The following is a 13,205-nucleotide window of genomic DNA, read 5'->3' as shown; positions in this document are numbered from 1 at the left end:
TAATCCCAGCTACTCGGGAGGCTGAGGCAGGAGAATCGCTTGAACCCGCACCGCGCTTCGCGCGAGTTCAGTCGTTTTACGCCCGAGCACCCCCCACGCTCCGACCCCGTCCCCCTCACGCTCGTGGGCGGGACCTCCGGAGCGCTGAGTTACTTCTCCGTGACGCCCGCCGAGTCGAATGTCGCCACCTCGTGCATCGCGCGCGCCGCGCTCTGGACCACCGGGAGGGCCAGCAGCGCGCCCGTGCCCTCGCCGAGGCGGAGGTCCAGGTCGACCAGCGGGCGCAGGCCCAGCTTGTTGAGGGCCGCGACATGGCCCGGCTCGGCGCTGCGGTGACCCGCGATGCACGCCGCGAGGGCCTCGGGTGCGATGGCGCGGGCCACGAGCGCCGCGGCGCCCGCGCTGACGCCGTCCAGGATGACCGGCGTACGCAGCGACGCGCCGCCGAGGATGAAGCCGGCCAGCGCCGCGTGCTCCAGGCCGCCGATGGCCGCGAGGACGCCGATGGGGTCGGCCGCGTCCGGCTGGTGGAGCTCCAGGGCCCGGCGGACGACGTCCACCTTCCGGGCGTGCATCTCGTCGTTGATGCCCGTGCCGCGGCCGGTGACCTCCGCCGGGTCGACACCCGTGTAGACGGAGATCAGCGCGGCGGAGGAGGTGGTGTTCGCGATGCCCATCTCGCCGGTGAGCAGGCCCTTGTTGCCGGCGGCGACCAGGTCGCGGGCCGTCTCGATGCCCACCTCGATCGCGGCGAGCACCTCCTCGCGGGTGAGGGCGGGACCGATGGTGAAGTCGGCCGTGCCGGGGCGCACCTTGCGGGGCAGCAGGCCCGGCGTGGCGGGCAGGTCGGCCGCGACGCCGACGTCGACGACGCAGACCTCCGCGCCCACCTGGTTGGCGAACGCGTTGCACACCGCGCCGCCGCCGAGGAAGTTGGCCACCATCTGGGCCGTCACCTCCTGCGGCCAGGCGGTGACGCCCTGGGCGTGGACGCCGTGGTCACCCGCGAAGATCGCCACGGCGGCGGGCTCCGGGATCGGCGGCGGGCACATCCGGGACAGACCGGAGAGCTGGGCGGAGATGATCTCCAGCATGCCGAGCGCCCCGGCGGGCTTCGTCATGCGCTTCTGCCGCTCCCACGCCTCGCCGAGCGCCTTCGCGTCCAGCGGGCGGATGTTGGCGACGGTCTCCTGGAGCAGGTCGTGCGGCTCCTCGCCGGGCAGCGCGCGGCGGCCGTACGTCTCCTCGTGGACGACCCACGAGAGCGGGCGGCGCTTGGACCAGCCCGCCTGCATCAGCTCGGGCTCCTCGGGGAATTCGTCGACGTACCCCACGCAGAGGTACGCGACCACTTCGAGGTGCTCGGGCAGGCCGAGGGCGCGGACCATCTCGCGCTCGTCGAAGAAGCTGACCCAGCCGACGCCGAGGCCCTCGGCGCGGGCGGCCAGCCAGAGGTTCTCGACCGCGAGGGCCGAGGAGTACGGCGCCATCTGGGGCTGCGTGTGGCGGCCCAGCGTGTGGCGGCCGCCCCGGGTCGGGTCGGCGGTGACCACGATGTTGACCGGGGTGTCGAGGATCGCCTCGATCTTCAGTTCCTTGAACTGCTTGGCCCGGCCCTTGGGCAGCGACTTCGCGTACGCCTCGCGCTGGCGCTGGGCGAGCTCGTGCATCGTGCGCCGGGTCTCGGCGGAGCGGATGACGACGAAGTCCCACGGCTGCGAGTGGCCGACGGACGGTGCCGTGTGGGCTGCTTCGAGGACGCGGAGCAGGACCTCGTGCGGGATCGGGTCGCTGCGGAAGCCGTTGCGGATGTCGCGCCGCTCGCGCATCACGCGCAGGACCGCCTCGCGCTCGGCTTCGTCGTAGCCGGGGGCGGGCGGGGTGGCCGCCGCCGGCGCCGGGGCGGCGTCCGTGGCCGGGGCGGCGTCCGGCTGCGTGGCTGGGGCCGGGGCGGCGTCCGTGGTGTCGGTGGCGTCCGTGGTGGTCGTGTCGGCCGTGGGCTCCTCGTGGGCGGGGGCCTCGACCGGCTGGACCGGCTCGGGGGCTGCCTCCGCCTCGACGGGCTGGACCTGCTCGGGGGCTGCCTCCACCTCGACCGGCTGCTCCTCGGCGGCCGGCGCCTCGGTGGCGGCCTCGACGGCGGGCGGCTCCTCGACGGTCGGAGTCTCGGGCGCGGGGGCCTCGGCCGCCGGCTGCTCGATCACCTGGGGGGCCTCGGGTGCCGCAACAGCCTCGGGCACCTCAACAACCTCGGGTGCCGCGGGAGCCTGGGGCACCTCAAGTACCTCGGGCGCCGCAGGGGCCTCGGGAGCCGCGGGAGCCTCGGGCGCCTCCGCCACAGGCGGAACCTGCGGCTCCTGCGGGGTGGCCTCCGCCTCGACGGGGGCCGCGGGGGCCGGCGCCTCTGCCACGGGCTCCGGGGCGGCAACGCGCTGCGCCGGGACGGTCGCGACCGGCTCCGGGGCGGGCTCGGCGGCAGGCTCCGCGGCGGACGGCTCCACCGGCGCCTCCGGAACGACCGTTTCTGCTGAAACCGGAGCCTCCGGCTGGGGCTCCGCCGGGGCGGGCGGCGGCTGGACGGCCTCCACCGGCTGCGGGGACCACGGCTCCGCGCCCTGCGGCGGGATGTCGACCGCGAGCTGCGGACCGGGCTGGACGGGCGCGGGCTCCTCGTGGGCCACCTCGAAGTACTCGGGGCCGGTCGTCGCCGGGCCCGGGTTCTGTACCGGCACCGGCACGGGCTCCGGCATCGGCTCCGGCGCCGGAACGGGAGCGGGAGCCGACGGAGCGGCGGCCGGGCCGCGGTCGGCGAGGGAGCGGACCACGCCGGAGGGCGCGTCGGTCACCGGCGGCCCCATGTGGAGCGGGCGCCGCCCGGGCGGCGGGCCCTGGACGGCCGGCGCCGGAGCCTGGGCGGGTTCGGGAGCGGGCGCGGGCGCGGCTTCCGTCAGCGGCATGCGTACGGCGCCGAGGTCGACCGACCCCGAGTCACGGCCGCCCGCCACGTGCGCGTCCGCCTCCTGGGCGGCCGGTTCGTACGCCGCCTGCGGCTGCTGCTCGGGGGCGGCCGGTTCGTACGCCTCGTACACGGGCTGCGGCTGCTCCGGAGCGATCGGTTCCGGGGCGGGCGCCTCCACCGGCTGCGGCGTCGGCTCCGGTGCCTGGAGCTGCTCCGGCGTCTGGTGCACCGGCATCGCTAGCGGCTGCGCCTGCACCGGCATGGGCGGGGGCGCCACGGCGGCGGCCTGCGGGTCGCTGCCCCACGCGCCCTGGGCGCCCGGCATCAGCAGCAGGTCGTCGTCCTCGGCGGTGGTGTCGGAAGGGTCCAGGAAGGTGTACGCGTCCGGAGCGGGGATGCCCGGCTGCTCCACCATGCCCGGGCTCTCCGGCTGTCCCTCGCCCGGGACCTGGCCGGTGTCAGTCATGCGTACCCCTCGCCCATCGGTTGTGCTCCTTCAGACCTTCGCCCGCACTCATCGAAGAGAACGAGCGTGCGCGCCGCGCGGCACGAAGGCCCGCGGGACATCACGTATTGTCGCGGGCTTCGGCCGGGCATGGCAGCGGGTTCCGCCACCGTTGGCTGTGGACTGCGCCACGTCGCGCACCCCCCGATTGCGCCATACCACAGCGGCCGCCCCAAAGGGGGCTCCTTTTCCGGACATTGGCGTACGAAGTGCCGAACGCCCGGCTGCGGTACAACAATCGGCCAGCCTACCTCCCGTGCCGTAGTGGCATGGTCACGGGGCCGGGGCCGGCCTGCTTCCGGCCAGCAGGAACACCACGGAGCGGTCGCGCTCCCGCCAGGCGGAGGTGTCGAGTTCGACGCTCTGGAGCAGCGCGCACTCGACCACGTATCCGCCCTCCGTCAGGGCGGCGCCGATCGCCTCGGCCTCGTCCCTGGTGGTGGCGTGCGCCACGATCCGCTCGGGGCGGCGGTCGGCGCAGGCGGCGACGACCGGCACTCCCCCGCCCCCGACGCGTACGACGTCGGGCTCGGGCAGCCGTTCCAGGACGTGCGGGGCGTGGCCCGCGACGGTCTGGAGCTGGACGCCGAAGCGGCGTGCGGCGGCCTCGGTGCGGGCGCAGGCGTCGGGGTCGGCGTCGACGGCGATGACGGCGGCGCCGAAGCGGGCGGCCTCCACGGCGAGGGCGCCGGAGCCGCAGCCGATGTCCCAGACGAGGTCGCCGGGGCGGGGGCCGAGGCGGGCGAGCTGGGCGGCGCGCAGGTCCGCCGATTCGCCGCGGGAGGGTTCGCCGTCGTACGCGCCGGGCGGCAGGGCCCAGCCGCGTACGGGGCCGGGGTCGCGGCCCATCAGCCAGGGTCCGGCGGGGGCGGGGGCGGCGGTGGCGCCGATGACGATGACGACGTTGGGGTCGCGCCAGGCGTGGTCGGCGGCCTTGTCGGAGGTGAGGACCGTGACCTGTTCGCGCTCGGTGCCGAGCTCCTCGCAGATGACGAAGGTGCGGTGCACGCCCTCGAGGAGCAGGGCCAGTTCGGCGGGGCCGGCGCCCGGGGAGGTGAGGACGGCGACCTTGGTGTGGGCGCGGCACACGTTGACGGCCCGGCGCAGCGTACGGCTGTGGGCGACCACGATCTGCGCGTCGTCCCAGGGCATGCCGGCCCGGGCGAAGGCGGCGGCGACGGAGGAGACGGCGGGCACCACTTCGACCTCCAGCCCGTGCTGGGGTGCGCGCAGGGTGCGGACGACGCCGAAGAAGCCCGGGTCGCCGTCGGCGAGGACGACGGCGGTGCCGCGGTGGCCGGCGATGCGGCGGGCGGCGAGGTCGACGCTGCCGAGGCGGATGCGCTCGGCGGTCGGCGGGACCTCGGGGAGCGCGAGGTGGTGGGCGGCTCCGGCCACCAGGGTGGCGGCCGACAGGGCGGACCGCGCGGCCGCGGTGAGGGGCGAGCCGTCCCAGCCGATCACCGTGACCCGGTCGGCCATCTTCGTCTGTCTCCTGGGGTGTTGATGCAGGTCGGGGGCAGCCTGAGCGTACCGCGCGGGGCGGCGGTCAGTTCCAGTCGGTGAAGCCGGAGTAGCCGGCGTCGGCGTGCTGGTCGGCGGCGCCTTCGAGGTCCTCGGGGAGCAGGCTCCAGACGATCAGGTCGGTGCGGATGTCGGCCCAGCCGCCGTCCTCCGTCCGGCTGCGGGCTATCCACGCGTTGCGGAGCACGCCTTCGCTGATGCAGCCGATCTTCTGGGCGACCTGCTGGGAGGCGGTGTTGCCGGCGGCGGTGCGCAGTTCGAGGCGTTCGAAGCGCCGGTCGCGGAAGAGCCACTGCGCGACGGCGAGGAGGGACTCGGTGGCGTAGCCCTCGCCGCGGGCCCAGGGGGCGGTGACGTAGGCGGCCTCGGTGGCGCGGGTGTGCCAGTTGGTGTTGCGGAGGTGGACGGTGCCGACGAGCCGCTGGGTGAGGAACTCGGTGACGGCGAGGACGATGCCGCGGCCTTCGGTGCGCTCGGCAGGAGCGATCCTGCTGACCCACTCCTCGGAGTGGGCGGTGGTGTACGGGTGGGGAACCGACGTCCAGGCGACGATCAGCTCGTCGTTCATCATCTCGGTGTGAGCCGGAATGTCCGATTCCTCGTAGGGGCGCAGCACCAGCCGTTCCGTGCTGATGGAGATGTCCGGAAAGGTGGATGTCATGCGCTGCTCCATGCCGAAGACCGTCCGTAAAACCGTTCGTAAAGCCATGAACGCACAGCATGCAGCATGGGGCACGCGGTACGCATGGGCGGGTCGGTACGGCCGCGTCGTTACGTCACCGTTGTGACGCCGCAGGCCCCGCGTACCGGACGGGGTGCGCGGGGCCTGCGGGGTTCGAGGGTGTTACTTCACGGCGCCGAAGGCGGGGATGACCGCGCCGTTGCTGTAGGTCTCCTCGATGTACTTCTTCGCCTCGGGCGAGTTCAGCAGCTTGACGAGCTTCTGCACGCGGGCGTCGTTCTCGTTGCCCTTCTTGACGGCGAGGAAGTTGGCGTACGGGTTGCCCTCGGGCTTCTCCAGCGCCAGGGCGTCCTTGGCCGGGTTGAGCTTGGCCTCGATGGCGTAGTTGCCGTTGATGACGGCGGCGTCGACGTCGTTCAGGGCGCGGGGCACGGTGGCGGCCTCCAGCTCCTTGAACTCCAGGCCCTTCTTGTCCTTGATGTCGGAGAGCTTGGCGTCGGCGCCGACGCCGTCCTTGAGGGTGATGACACCGTGGTCGGCGAGGAGCTTGAGCGCGCGGCCCTCGTTGGTGGTGTCGTTGGGGACGGCGACGGTCTGGCCGGGCTTCAGGTCCTTGAGGTCCTTGACCTTCTTGGAGTAGAAGCCGAGCGGCTCCAGGTGGACGTTGACCACCGGGACGATCTCGGTGCCGTTCTTCTTGTTGAAGTCGTCGAGGTACGGCTTGTGCTGGAAGTAGTTGGCGTCGACCTGGCCCTGGTCGGTGGCGGTGTTGGGCAGGACGTAGTCCGTGAACTCCTTCACCTCCAGCTTCAGGCCCGCCTTCTCGGCCAGGTTGTCCTTGACGAAGGTGAGGATGTCGGCGTGCGGCGTCGGGGACGCGGCGACGACGAGCGGCTTCGACGGGTCGGCCTTGCCGGAGTCGGACTTCGCGCCCGGGTCGGAGGCCGTGCCGCAGGCGGTGAGGCCGAGGGCGAGGGCGGTGATGCCGGCGAAGGCGGTGGTGAGCTTCAGGTTCTTGATGTTCTTACGCACGAAAAGTGCCTCTTTCTGGTGGTGCGGACAACGCCCGGACAAGGAGTGCGGGCTGTGTGGGGGAGAAAGTCAGGAGGCGGTACGTCCCCGGCGGGCGAGGAGCCGTACGGCGAGGTCGCCGATGAGCTGGACGACGGTCACGATGACGATCAGCAGCACCACGGTGACCAGCATGAACTCGGTCTCGAAGCGCTGGTAGCCGTAGGTGATGACCTTGGAGCCGAGCCCCTCGCCGCCGACCGCGCCGGCCAGCGCCGAGTAGCTGATCAGCGTGATGACCGTGGTGGTGAGGGCGGCGATCAGGGACGGCAGGGCCTGCGGGAGCAGCACCTTCCGCACGATCGTCGGGATGGAGCCGCCCATGGACTGGACGGCTTCGACCAGTCCGTGGTCGACCTCGCGGATCGCCGTCTCGACCAGGCGCGCGAAGAAGGGGATGGCGCCGATGGAGAGCGGCACGATCATGGCGCTCGGGCCGATGAAGGTGCCGACCACGAAGGTCGTGAAGGGGATCAGCGCGACGAGCAGGATGATGAACGGCAGCGAGCGGCCGACGTTCACGATCGCGCCGATGACCTTGTTCACCGGTCGGTTCTGCAGCAGTCCGCCCTTGTCGGTGAGGACGAGGAGGACGCCGAGCGGCAGACCGCCGATGACGGTGACGACGGTGGACCACAGCACCATGTAGAGCGTGTCGATGGTGCCCTGTTCCAGCAGGGGCCGCATCTCTTCCCAGGTCACTTCGTGGCCTCCTTGACCAGCAGCGGCTCTTCGGTGGCGTCGGCGGCACCGGTCGCCTCGTCGTCGATGACGTCGACCTGGAGGCCCTGTTCGCGCAGGAAGCCGACGGGCACGACGTTCTCCTCGTAACGGCCGGGCAGCTCGATGCGCATGCGCCCGATCTGCTTGCCGCCGACGGTGTCCATGGCGGCGCCGAGGATCGAGATGTCGACGTTGTACGTGCGCGACAGCTGGGAGATCACCGGCTGGGTGGCGGCCTCGCCGTGGAAGGTGACGTCGAGGACCGTGCGGTCCGGGCCGGTGGCGGTGCCGGTGACCGGGAAGAGCTCGTGGGCGAGCTCGGAGCCGGGGGTGGCGAGCAGCTCGGCGACGGTGCCGGACTCGACGATCCGCCCCTTCTTCATGAGGGCGGCCGAGTCGCAGATCTGCTTGACGACGTCCATCTCGTGCGTGATGAGGAGGACGGTCAGCCCGAGCTGGCGGTTGAGGTCGCGCAGCAGCTGGAGGATGGAGCGGGTGGTCTCCGGGTCCAGCGCGCTGGTCGCCTCGTCGGAGAGCAGCACCTTCGGGTTGCCGGCGAGCGCGCGGGCGATGCCGACGCGCTGCTTCTGGCCGCCGGAGAGCTGGCCGGGGTACGCCTTGGCCTTGTCGGCGAGGCCGACGAGGTCGAGGAGTTCGCGCGCACGGCGGGAGCGCTCGGCGCCGTGGACGCCGAGGATCTCCAGGGGCAGCTCGATGTTGTCCTGGACGGTGCGCGAGGACAGCAGGTTGAAGTGCTGGAAGACCATGCCGATGCGGCTGCGCGCGCGGCGCAGCTCCTTGCCGGCGCGGCGGCCCCGGCCGGCGAGCGCGGTCAGGTCGGTGCCGTCGACCGTCACGGTGCCGGAGGTGGGGCGCTCCAGGAGGTTGACGCAGCGGATGAGGGAGGACTTGCCGGCGCCGCTCTGTCCGATGACGCCGAAGACCTCGCCCTCGCGGACGTGGAGGTCGACGCCGTCCAGAGCGGTGACCTGGCGGCCTCTCGTCTCGTAGACCTTGGTCAGGCCCGAGGTGGTGATCACAGGGGTTTCCGTCACTGTCGAGTGCGCGGCGCGGAGTCCGCCGGGCACGGGGCATTCGTCACACGGGTCGTTCGTCGTTCCGACGCGCGGCACGGCTGGTTCGGCGGTGGCCGGGGGGTGGCACGTGCGCGGGGCGGGCGGCGCGGTCCGGCGGTCGCGGTCTTCGTTCTGCTGGCGTACGGGCGCGGCGGCCGGCTCGGCTGTCGGTCTCGCTTCGGGGCGCGAGGCTCACGCGGGGGCCCTCAGAAGGCGCACATTCGACACATACAACGAGCACCGGGCGTCATCATCGCCTCGGTCGCAAGGGTGCGGCTGCTCGTCGTGGTCATGCGTGCCAGTAAAGCAGACACGTCTTCGGGGTTCGGGCGGCTGTCCGCATAGCGGACTGCTGCGTCACACCATGCGGACGCCGGCATTCCGCACATCGGGCGGTGGCGACACCTCCATGACCTGCGCGAATACGACGGGACGACCGGCTCGGCGGCCGCGGCGGCGGCCCGCGCGCAGTGGCATGTTGTGGTCAAGACCACGGCTGCCGGGATGGCGGACGGAGCCGGGTGCCGCCCATGGGGGCGGTCGCACCGGGCCATTTGGCCCGTATTAGTCTCGGCGCATGCTCGACGCCCTGACGGTCGCGGTCTCCGTGGCCGCTCTCGCCCTCGCCGCCTGGTGCGGCTTCGCCGCCTACCGGGACCAGCCCACCAAGGACTGGCACTTCATCGGCATGGCGGTGGTGACGGTGCTGGCGCTCGCTCAGCTGGTCATCGGCGTCGTGCTGCTGGCGCGCGGCGAGAAGGCCGACGAGGGCACGGCCATCTTCGTGGCGTACCTGCTCGGCGCGTTCTGCGCGGTGCCGGCGGCCGGGTTCATGTCGCTGGCGGAGCGCACCCGCTGGGGGTCGGCGACCGTCGCGGCGGGCGCGGTCGTGCTGGCCGTGCTGGAAGTGCGCCTCTTCGACATCTGGGGGGCCTGACGTGGCGGCGGAGCGCAGGCTGGTCCAGGGGCCGGGCATGCTCGTGGTCTGGCTGTACGGGGTGATGTCGGTCGGCGCCGTGTCGCGGTCGGCGTACCAGATCGCGACCGAGTTCGACCGCGCGCCACTGCCGTACACGCTGTCGGCCCTCGCGGCCGTGGTGTACGTCTTCATCACGTACACGCTGGTACGGGGCGGGGAGACGGCCCGCAAGGCGGCGCTGGTGTGCTGCGCCGCCGAGCTGGTGGGCGTGCTGGCCGTGGGGACCTGGTCGCTGCTGGACCCGGGCGCGTTCCCGGACTCCACGGTGTGGTCCCGGTACGGGTACGGCTACGTCTTCATCCCGGTGCTGCTGCCGGTGACCGGGATCCTGTGGCTGCGGAAGGCGGCTACGCGGCCTTCTCCAGCGTGACCAGCGTGAGGCGCGGCCCCACCTGCCGAGTGGCGACCGCCTCGTACCCCTTCTTGCGGTAGAGGCGCAGGTTGCCGTCGCTGCGGTGGCCGGTGAAGAGCTGGTAGCGCTTGGCGGCCGGGTCGGCGGCGAAGTGCTGCTCGATGGCGTCGAGGAGCCGGCTGCCGAGACCGTGGCGGCGCATGCGCGGGTGGACGATGAGCTTGGCGATGCGGGCCGTGCCGGTGGCGTCGACCTCGCCGCGTACGGAGGCGACGACCTCGCCGCCGAGCCGCGCCACGAGCGCGTGGCCACGGGCGATCTCGGCCTTCAGGTCGTCGAGGGTCTGGGTGAGGGGCTCGATGGTGTAGTCGCCGTAGAGCTCGGCCTCGCTCTGGTAGCAGAGGTACTGCAGCTTGAGGATGTGCTCCGCGTCCTGCTCGTCCGCCGCTGAGATGGTCACGCTCATGCCCATGTGTGCATGCCTCCGGCTCACCTGATACGCCCTGTCGGTCTACCGCACCATTCCCCGATGGGCGGGAGCGGCAACCTCTGCCGGCAGCATTCTGCGCAGACATCCCAGGCAACGGGAACGCATCGGCCCTAGACTCCCCTGTGAGATACCCAACTCTCCTGCGATTTCGCGGTAGGTCGGGTCGTTTGGCGACAACATCGCAGCCAGCAGCCTCCGACAGTGGGCGGGTGCCCGATCGATGGCGTGCCGCAGGACGCGGCGCCGTTCGGCGGTGAGGGCGGCGCTCTCGGGCCCGGGTTCGTGCCCGGCGTCCGGGACGGGGAAGGGGAACGGGGGCGGTTCCTCGCCGCCGTACGGGTGCTCGCGCACGGCCGTACGGCGGGCGCGGCGGGCCTCGGCGCGCACGGCGCGGCGCAGCCAGTCGGCGGGGTCGTCCGGCACGCCGCCGGGCCGCCGGGAGGCGGGGCCGCCGCGGGGCCGGGAGGCGGGACTGGAACCGGGCGAGGAGGCGGGGCCGGAGCCGGGCGGGGAGGCGGGGCCGGAGCCGTCCAGCCGTTCCAGGAGGCGGAGCCACACCGCCTGTTCGAGGTCGTCCGGCTCGATGCCGGCGGCCGTGGCCTCGGCGTGGCACTCGGCGGCGAGGAGGGGCGCGAGGGCGCGGAGGGGTTCGGGGAGGTGGGCGGTGCCGGGGGCGCCGGTCGGTGTCGTCGTCATGCCGGGCATGACTCGGGCGGTCAGGGCGGCGGTTTCCACGCGCCGCCCAAACCGCCCGTGCGGGTGACCCCGGCGCCCGGCTCCCGGCCCCCGGCTCAGCGGGTGCGGGCGTCCCCCGCCGCCAGCAGGCCCGTGTCCGGGTGGTCGGTGAAGATTCCGTCGATCCCCGTGGCGAAGTAGGTCTCGTACGCGCCGAAGACGTCCCCGAACGCCGCCGGATCCGTGCCGCGCCGGAAGTCGGCCGGCAGGAAGGTGTTCTCGTTGCGCAGCGTGTACGGGTGGACGAGCAGCTTCGCGGCGTGCGCGTCACGCACCAGGGTGGTCGGCTTGCCCAGCTTGCCGTTCTTGTCCTTCGGGATGACGAGGTCGAGCAGTGGGCCGATGCCCTGCGCGTACGCGGCGATCCCCTTCAGGCCCTCGGGCGTGATCAGGTCGGCGACCGTGCGGGGGTCACCCGCCTCGCGGAAGTCCCACGGACGGTCGTCCGGGGTCCACAGCAGCACGACGCGCGGCGTGGAGACGAGCTTCGCCATGCGCTCCATGCTGGTCGGCTCGAACGACTGGAGGAAGGTCGGCGAGTCGGCGCCGTGGCGCCCGTACCGGCGCAGCAGCCGGGCGAGCCGCTCCTCGAGGCCGAGGCCGAGCTTGCGGAAGTAGGTCGGGTGCTTGGTCTCGACGTACAGCCACACCGGGTGGCCGCGCCGGCGGCCCTCCTTCTCGGCCCAGCGCAGCACCTCCTCGAAGGTGGGGACGGTCCAGCGCCCGTCATACAGGGTGTTCTCCTGGCGGGTGGCCGGGATGCGCTCCTTGGCGCGCAGGGTCTTGAGCTCCGCGAGGGTGAAGTCCTCGGTGAACCAGCCGGTGAGGGTGGTCCCGTCGACGGTCTTGGTCGTCTTGCGGGAGGCGAACTCGGGGTGGTCGGCGACGTCCGTGGTGCCGGTGATGTCGTTCTCGTGGCGGCAGACCAGGTGGCCGTCCTTCGTCGGGACGAGGTCCTGTTCGATGACGTGCGCCCCCATGTCGAGGGCCAGCTGGTACGAGCCGAGGGTGTGCTCCGGCCGGTAGCCGCTGGCGCCGCGGTGCGCGATGACCGTGGGGACGGGCAGCCGCCGGTGCGGGGCGGAGGGCCTGGCCTGTGCCGTACCGGCGCTCCCCGCCGAGAGGACGGCGGCCGAGCCGAGCACCGCCGCCCCGAGGACGGCTCGCCTGCGCGCACCCTGTGTCATGAAGGCTCCTTACGTACGTCAGCGTGATCGCCCTTTCGGGCGAGTGAGCGAGGCCCGATCGTAGGTACTTCGGCCTTACGTACGGGAGACCCCCGGCGAACGTGTGGAAAACACAGGTCAACGTCGCGTATCGGGTACGTCAACCCGATGTGCGGTGCGGGGTGACCCGCGAGTATCGTCCTCACCCGCACATACTGGTCACATACCCGGTTGGCTTTTCGGCTACTTCGTCGGAGGACTCGTTGTCCCGCTTCGCCCTCATCAAGGCAGTGCTCGGCCCCGTCATGCGCCTGATGTTCCGCCCCCGGGTGGAGGGCGCGGAGAACATCCCCGGGTCGGGACCGGTCATCCTCGCGGGCAACCACCTGACCTTCATCGACTCGATCGTCCTGCCGATCGTCTGCGACCGGCAGGTCTGCTTCATCGGCAAGGACGAGTACGTCACGGGCAAGGGGATCAAGGGCCGTCTGATGGCCTGGTTCTTCACGGGCGTCGGCATGATCCCGGTGGACCGCGACGGCGCCAACGGCGGCGTGGCCGCGCTGATGACGGGCCGCCGGGTGCTGGAGGAGGGCAGGGTCTTCGGCATCTACCCGGAGGGCACCCGCTCCCCCGACGGCCGGCTCTACCGGGGCCGCACGGGCATCGCGCGGCTGACGCTGATGACGGGCGCGCCGGTGGTGCCGTTCGCCATGATCGGCACGGACAAGCTCCAGCCGGGCGGCGCCGGGCTGCCGCGCCCCGGCCGGGTGACGGTGCGCTTCGGCGAGCCGATGGAGTTCTCGCGGTACGAGGGCATGGACCGCGACCGGTACGTGCTGCGTGCGGTGACGGACTCCGTGATGACGGAGGTCATGCGGCTGTCCGGTCAGGAGTACGTGGACATGTACGCGACGAAGGCGAAGGCGGCCTGACGGGCCAC

Annotated in this window: 12 protein-coding genes; 3 read left to right on the top strand and 9 right to left on the bottom strand. The window is 72.5% G+C overall.

What is annotated here, in order from left to right; genetic code table 11:
* Positions 1 to 149: 149 nt before the first annotated feature.
* The 6 genes from cobT to AB0A69_RS18460 all read right to left on the bottom strand — a co-directional run bounded on the left by cobT (position 150) and on the right by AB0A69_RS18460 (position 8,504).
* Positions 150 to 3,425 (bottom strand): nicotinate-nucleotide--dimethylbenzimidazole phosphoribosyltransferase, encoded by a 3,276-nt coding sequence (gene cobT / locus AB0A69_RS18485; protein WP_361422430.1) that lies wholly within the window; start codon positions 3,423 to 3,425, stop codon positions 150 to 152.
* A 312-nt stretch (positions 3,426 to 3,737) separates the two neighbouring features.
* Complete coding sequence (cbiE, locus tag AB0A69_RS18480; protein WP_361422428.1) at positions 3,738 to 4,946, bottom strand: precorrin-6y C5,15-methyltransferase (decarboxylating) subunit CbiE; 1,209 nt, start codon at positions 4,944 to 4,946, stop codon at positions 3,738 to 3,740.
* 67 nt (positions 4,947 to 5,013) lie between these two features.
* Positions 5,014 to 5,661, bottom strand: coding sequence for a GNAT family N-acetyltransferase (locus AB0A69_RS18475; RefSeq protein ID WP_361422425.1), 648 nt, complete (start codon positions 5,659 to 5,661; stop codon positions 5,014 to 5,016).
* A gap of 171 nt (positions 5,662 to 5,832) precedes the next feature.
* Complete coding sequence (locus tag AB0A69_RS18470) at positions 5,833 to 6,702, bottom strand: MetQ/NlpA family ABC transporter substrate-binding protein (RefSeq protein ID WP_361422422.1); 870 nt, start codon at positions 6,700 to 6,702, stop codon at positions 5,833 to 5,835.
* 69 nt (positions 6,703 to 6,771) lie between these two features.
* Positions 6,772 to 7,443 carry a methionine ABC transporter permease gene (locus AB0A69_RS18465; protein WP_361422419.1) on the bottom strand — a complete coding sequence of 224 codons (672 nt, stop codon included), beginning with the start codon at positions 7,441 to 7,443 and terminating at the stop codon, positions 6,772 to 6,774.
* Positions 7,440 to 8,504, bottom strand: a complete 1,065-nt coding sequence (locus AB0A69_RS18460; protein ID WP_361422416.1) for an ATP-binding cassette domain-containing protein — start codon at positions 8,502 to 8,504, stop codon at positions 7,440 to 7,442. The genes AB0A69_RS18465 and AB0A69_RS18460 overlap by 4 nt, the downstream gene beginning before the upstream one ends.
* Before the next feature lie 613 nt (positions 8,505 to 9,117).
* On the opposite strand from AB0A69_RS18460, the gene AB0A69_RS18455 reads away from it, so the two are divergent.
* Positions 9,118 to 9,477 (top strand): hypothetical protein, encoded by a 360-nt coding sequence (locus tag AB0A69_RS18455; protein ID WP_361422413.1) that lies wholly within the window; start codon positions 9,118 to 9,120, stop codon positions 9,475 to 9,477.
* Between the two features lie 37 nt (positions 9,478 to 9,514).
* Positions 9,515 to 9,889 (top strand): hypothetical protein, encoded by a 375-nt coding sequence (locus tag AB0A69_RS18450; protein ID WP_361422494.1) that lies wholly within the window; start codon positions 9,515 to 9,517, stop codon positions 9,887 to 9,889.
* On the opposite strand, the gene AB0A69_RS18445 is transcribed toward AB0A69_RS18450, so the two are convergent.
* The 3 genes from AB0A69_RS18445 to AB0A69_RS18435 all read right to left on the bottom strand — a co-directional run bounded on the left by AB0A69_RS18445 (position 9,867) and on the right by AB0A69_RS18435 (position 12,283).
* Positions 9,867 to 10,343: a GNAT family N-acetyltransferase gene (locus AB0A69_RS18445; protein ID WP_361422410.1), complete on the bottom strand. Its 477-nt coding sequence runs from the start codon at positions 10,341 to 10,343 to the stop codon at positions 9,867 to 9,869. The genes AB0A69_RS18450 and AB0A69_RS18445 overlap by 23 nt on opposite strands.
* A 39-nt stretch (positions 10,344 to 10,382) precedes the next feature.
* On the bottom strand, positions 10,383 to 11,057 hold the full coding sequence (locus AB0A69_RS18440; RefSeq protein ID WP_361422408.1) for a sigma-70 family RNA polymerase sigma factor: 675 nt from the start codon (positions 11,055 to 11,057) through the stop codon (positions 10,383 to 10,385).
* Positions 11,058 to 11,152: 95 nt separating this feature from the next.
* Positions 11,153 to 12,283: a glycerophosphodiester phosphodiesterase gene (locus tag AB0A69_RS18435; RefSeq protein WP_361422406.1), complete on the bottom strand. Its 1,131-nt coding sequence runs from the start codon at positions 12,281 to 12,283 to the stop codon at positions 11,153 to 11,155.
* A gap of 284 nt (positions 12,284 to 12,567) precedes the next feature.
* On the opposite strand from AB0A69_RS18435, the gene AB0A69_RS18430 reads away from it, so the two are divergent.
* Positions 12,568 to 13,197, top strand: coding sequence for a lysophospholipid acyltransferase family protein (locus AB0A69_RS18430; RefSeq protein WP_361422491.1), 630 nt, complete (start codon positions 12,568 to 12,570; stop codon positions 13,195 to 13,197).
* The last annotated feature ends 8 nt before the right edge of the window (positions 13,198 to 13,205 follow it).

Origin of the sequence: Streptomyces sp. NPDC045431 (assembly GCF_040646655.1) — a bacterium.
GTDB lineage: Bacteria > Actinomycetota > Actinomycetes > Streptomycetales > Streptomycetaceae > Streptomyces.
Note: the sequence above shows the minus strand (reverse complement) of the source record. Positions and strands in the feature narration are given on the sequence as shown.

What these genes read in the sequence shown, in the direction of transcription:
- AB0A69_RS18450 (WP_361422494.1), top strand. Translation starts at nt 9,515, where the DNA reads ATGCTCGTGGTCTGGCTGTACGGGGTGATGTCGGTCGGCGCCGTGTCG.
- AB0A69_RS18475 (WP_361422425.1), bottom strand. Translation starts at nt 5,661, where the DNA reads ATGGAGCAGCGCATGACATCCACCTTTCCGGACATCTCCATCAGCACG.
- cobT (WP_361422430.1), bottom strand. Translation starts at nt 3,425, where the DNA reads ATGACTGACACCGGCCAGGTCCCGGGCGAGGGACAGCCGGAGAGCCCG.
- cbiE (WP_361422428.1), bottom strand. Translation starts at nt 4,946, where the DNA reads ATGGCCGACCGGGTCACGGTGATCGGCTGGGACGGCTCGCCCCTCACC.
- AB0A69_RS18435 (WP_361422406.1), bottom strand. Translation starts at nt 12,283, where the DNA reads ATGACACAGGGTGCGCGCAGGCGAGCCGTCCTCGGGGCGGCGGTGCTC.
- AB0A69_RS18440 (WP_361422408.1), bottom strand. Translation starts at nt 11,057, where the DNA reads ATGACGACGACACCGACCGGCGCCCCCGGCACCGCCCACCTCCCCGAA.
- AB0A69_RS18455 (WP_361422413.1), top strand. Translation starts at nt 9,118, where the DNA reads ATGCTCGACGCCCTGACGGTCGCGGTCTCCGTGGCCGCTCTCGCCCTC.
- AB0A69_RS18445 (WP_361422410.1), bottom strand. Translation starts at nt 10,343, where the DNA reads ATGGGCATGAGCGTGACCATCTCAGCGGCGGACGAGCAGGACGCGGAG.
- AB0A69_RS18430 (WP_361422491.1), top strand. Translation starts at nt 12,568, where the DNA reads ATGCGCCTGATGTTCCGCCCCCGGGTGGAGGGCGCGGAGAACATCCCC.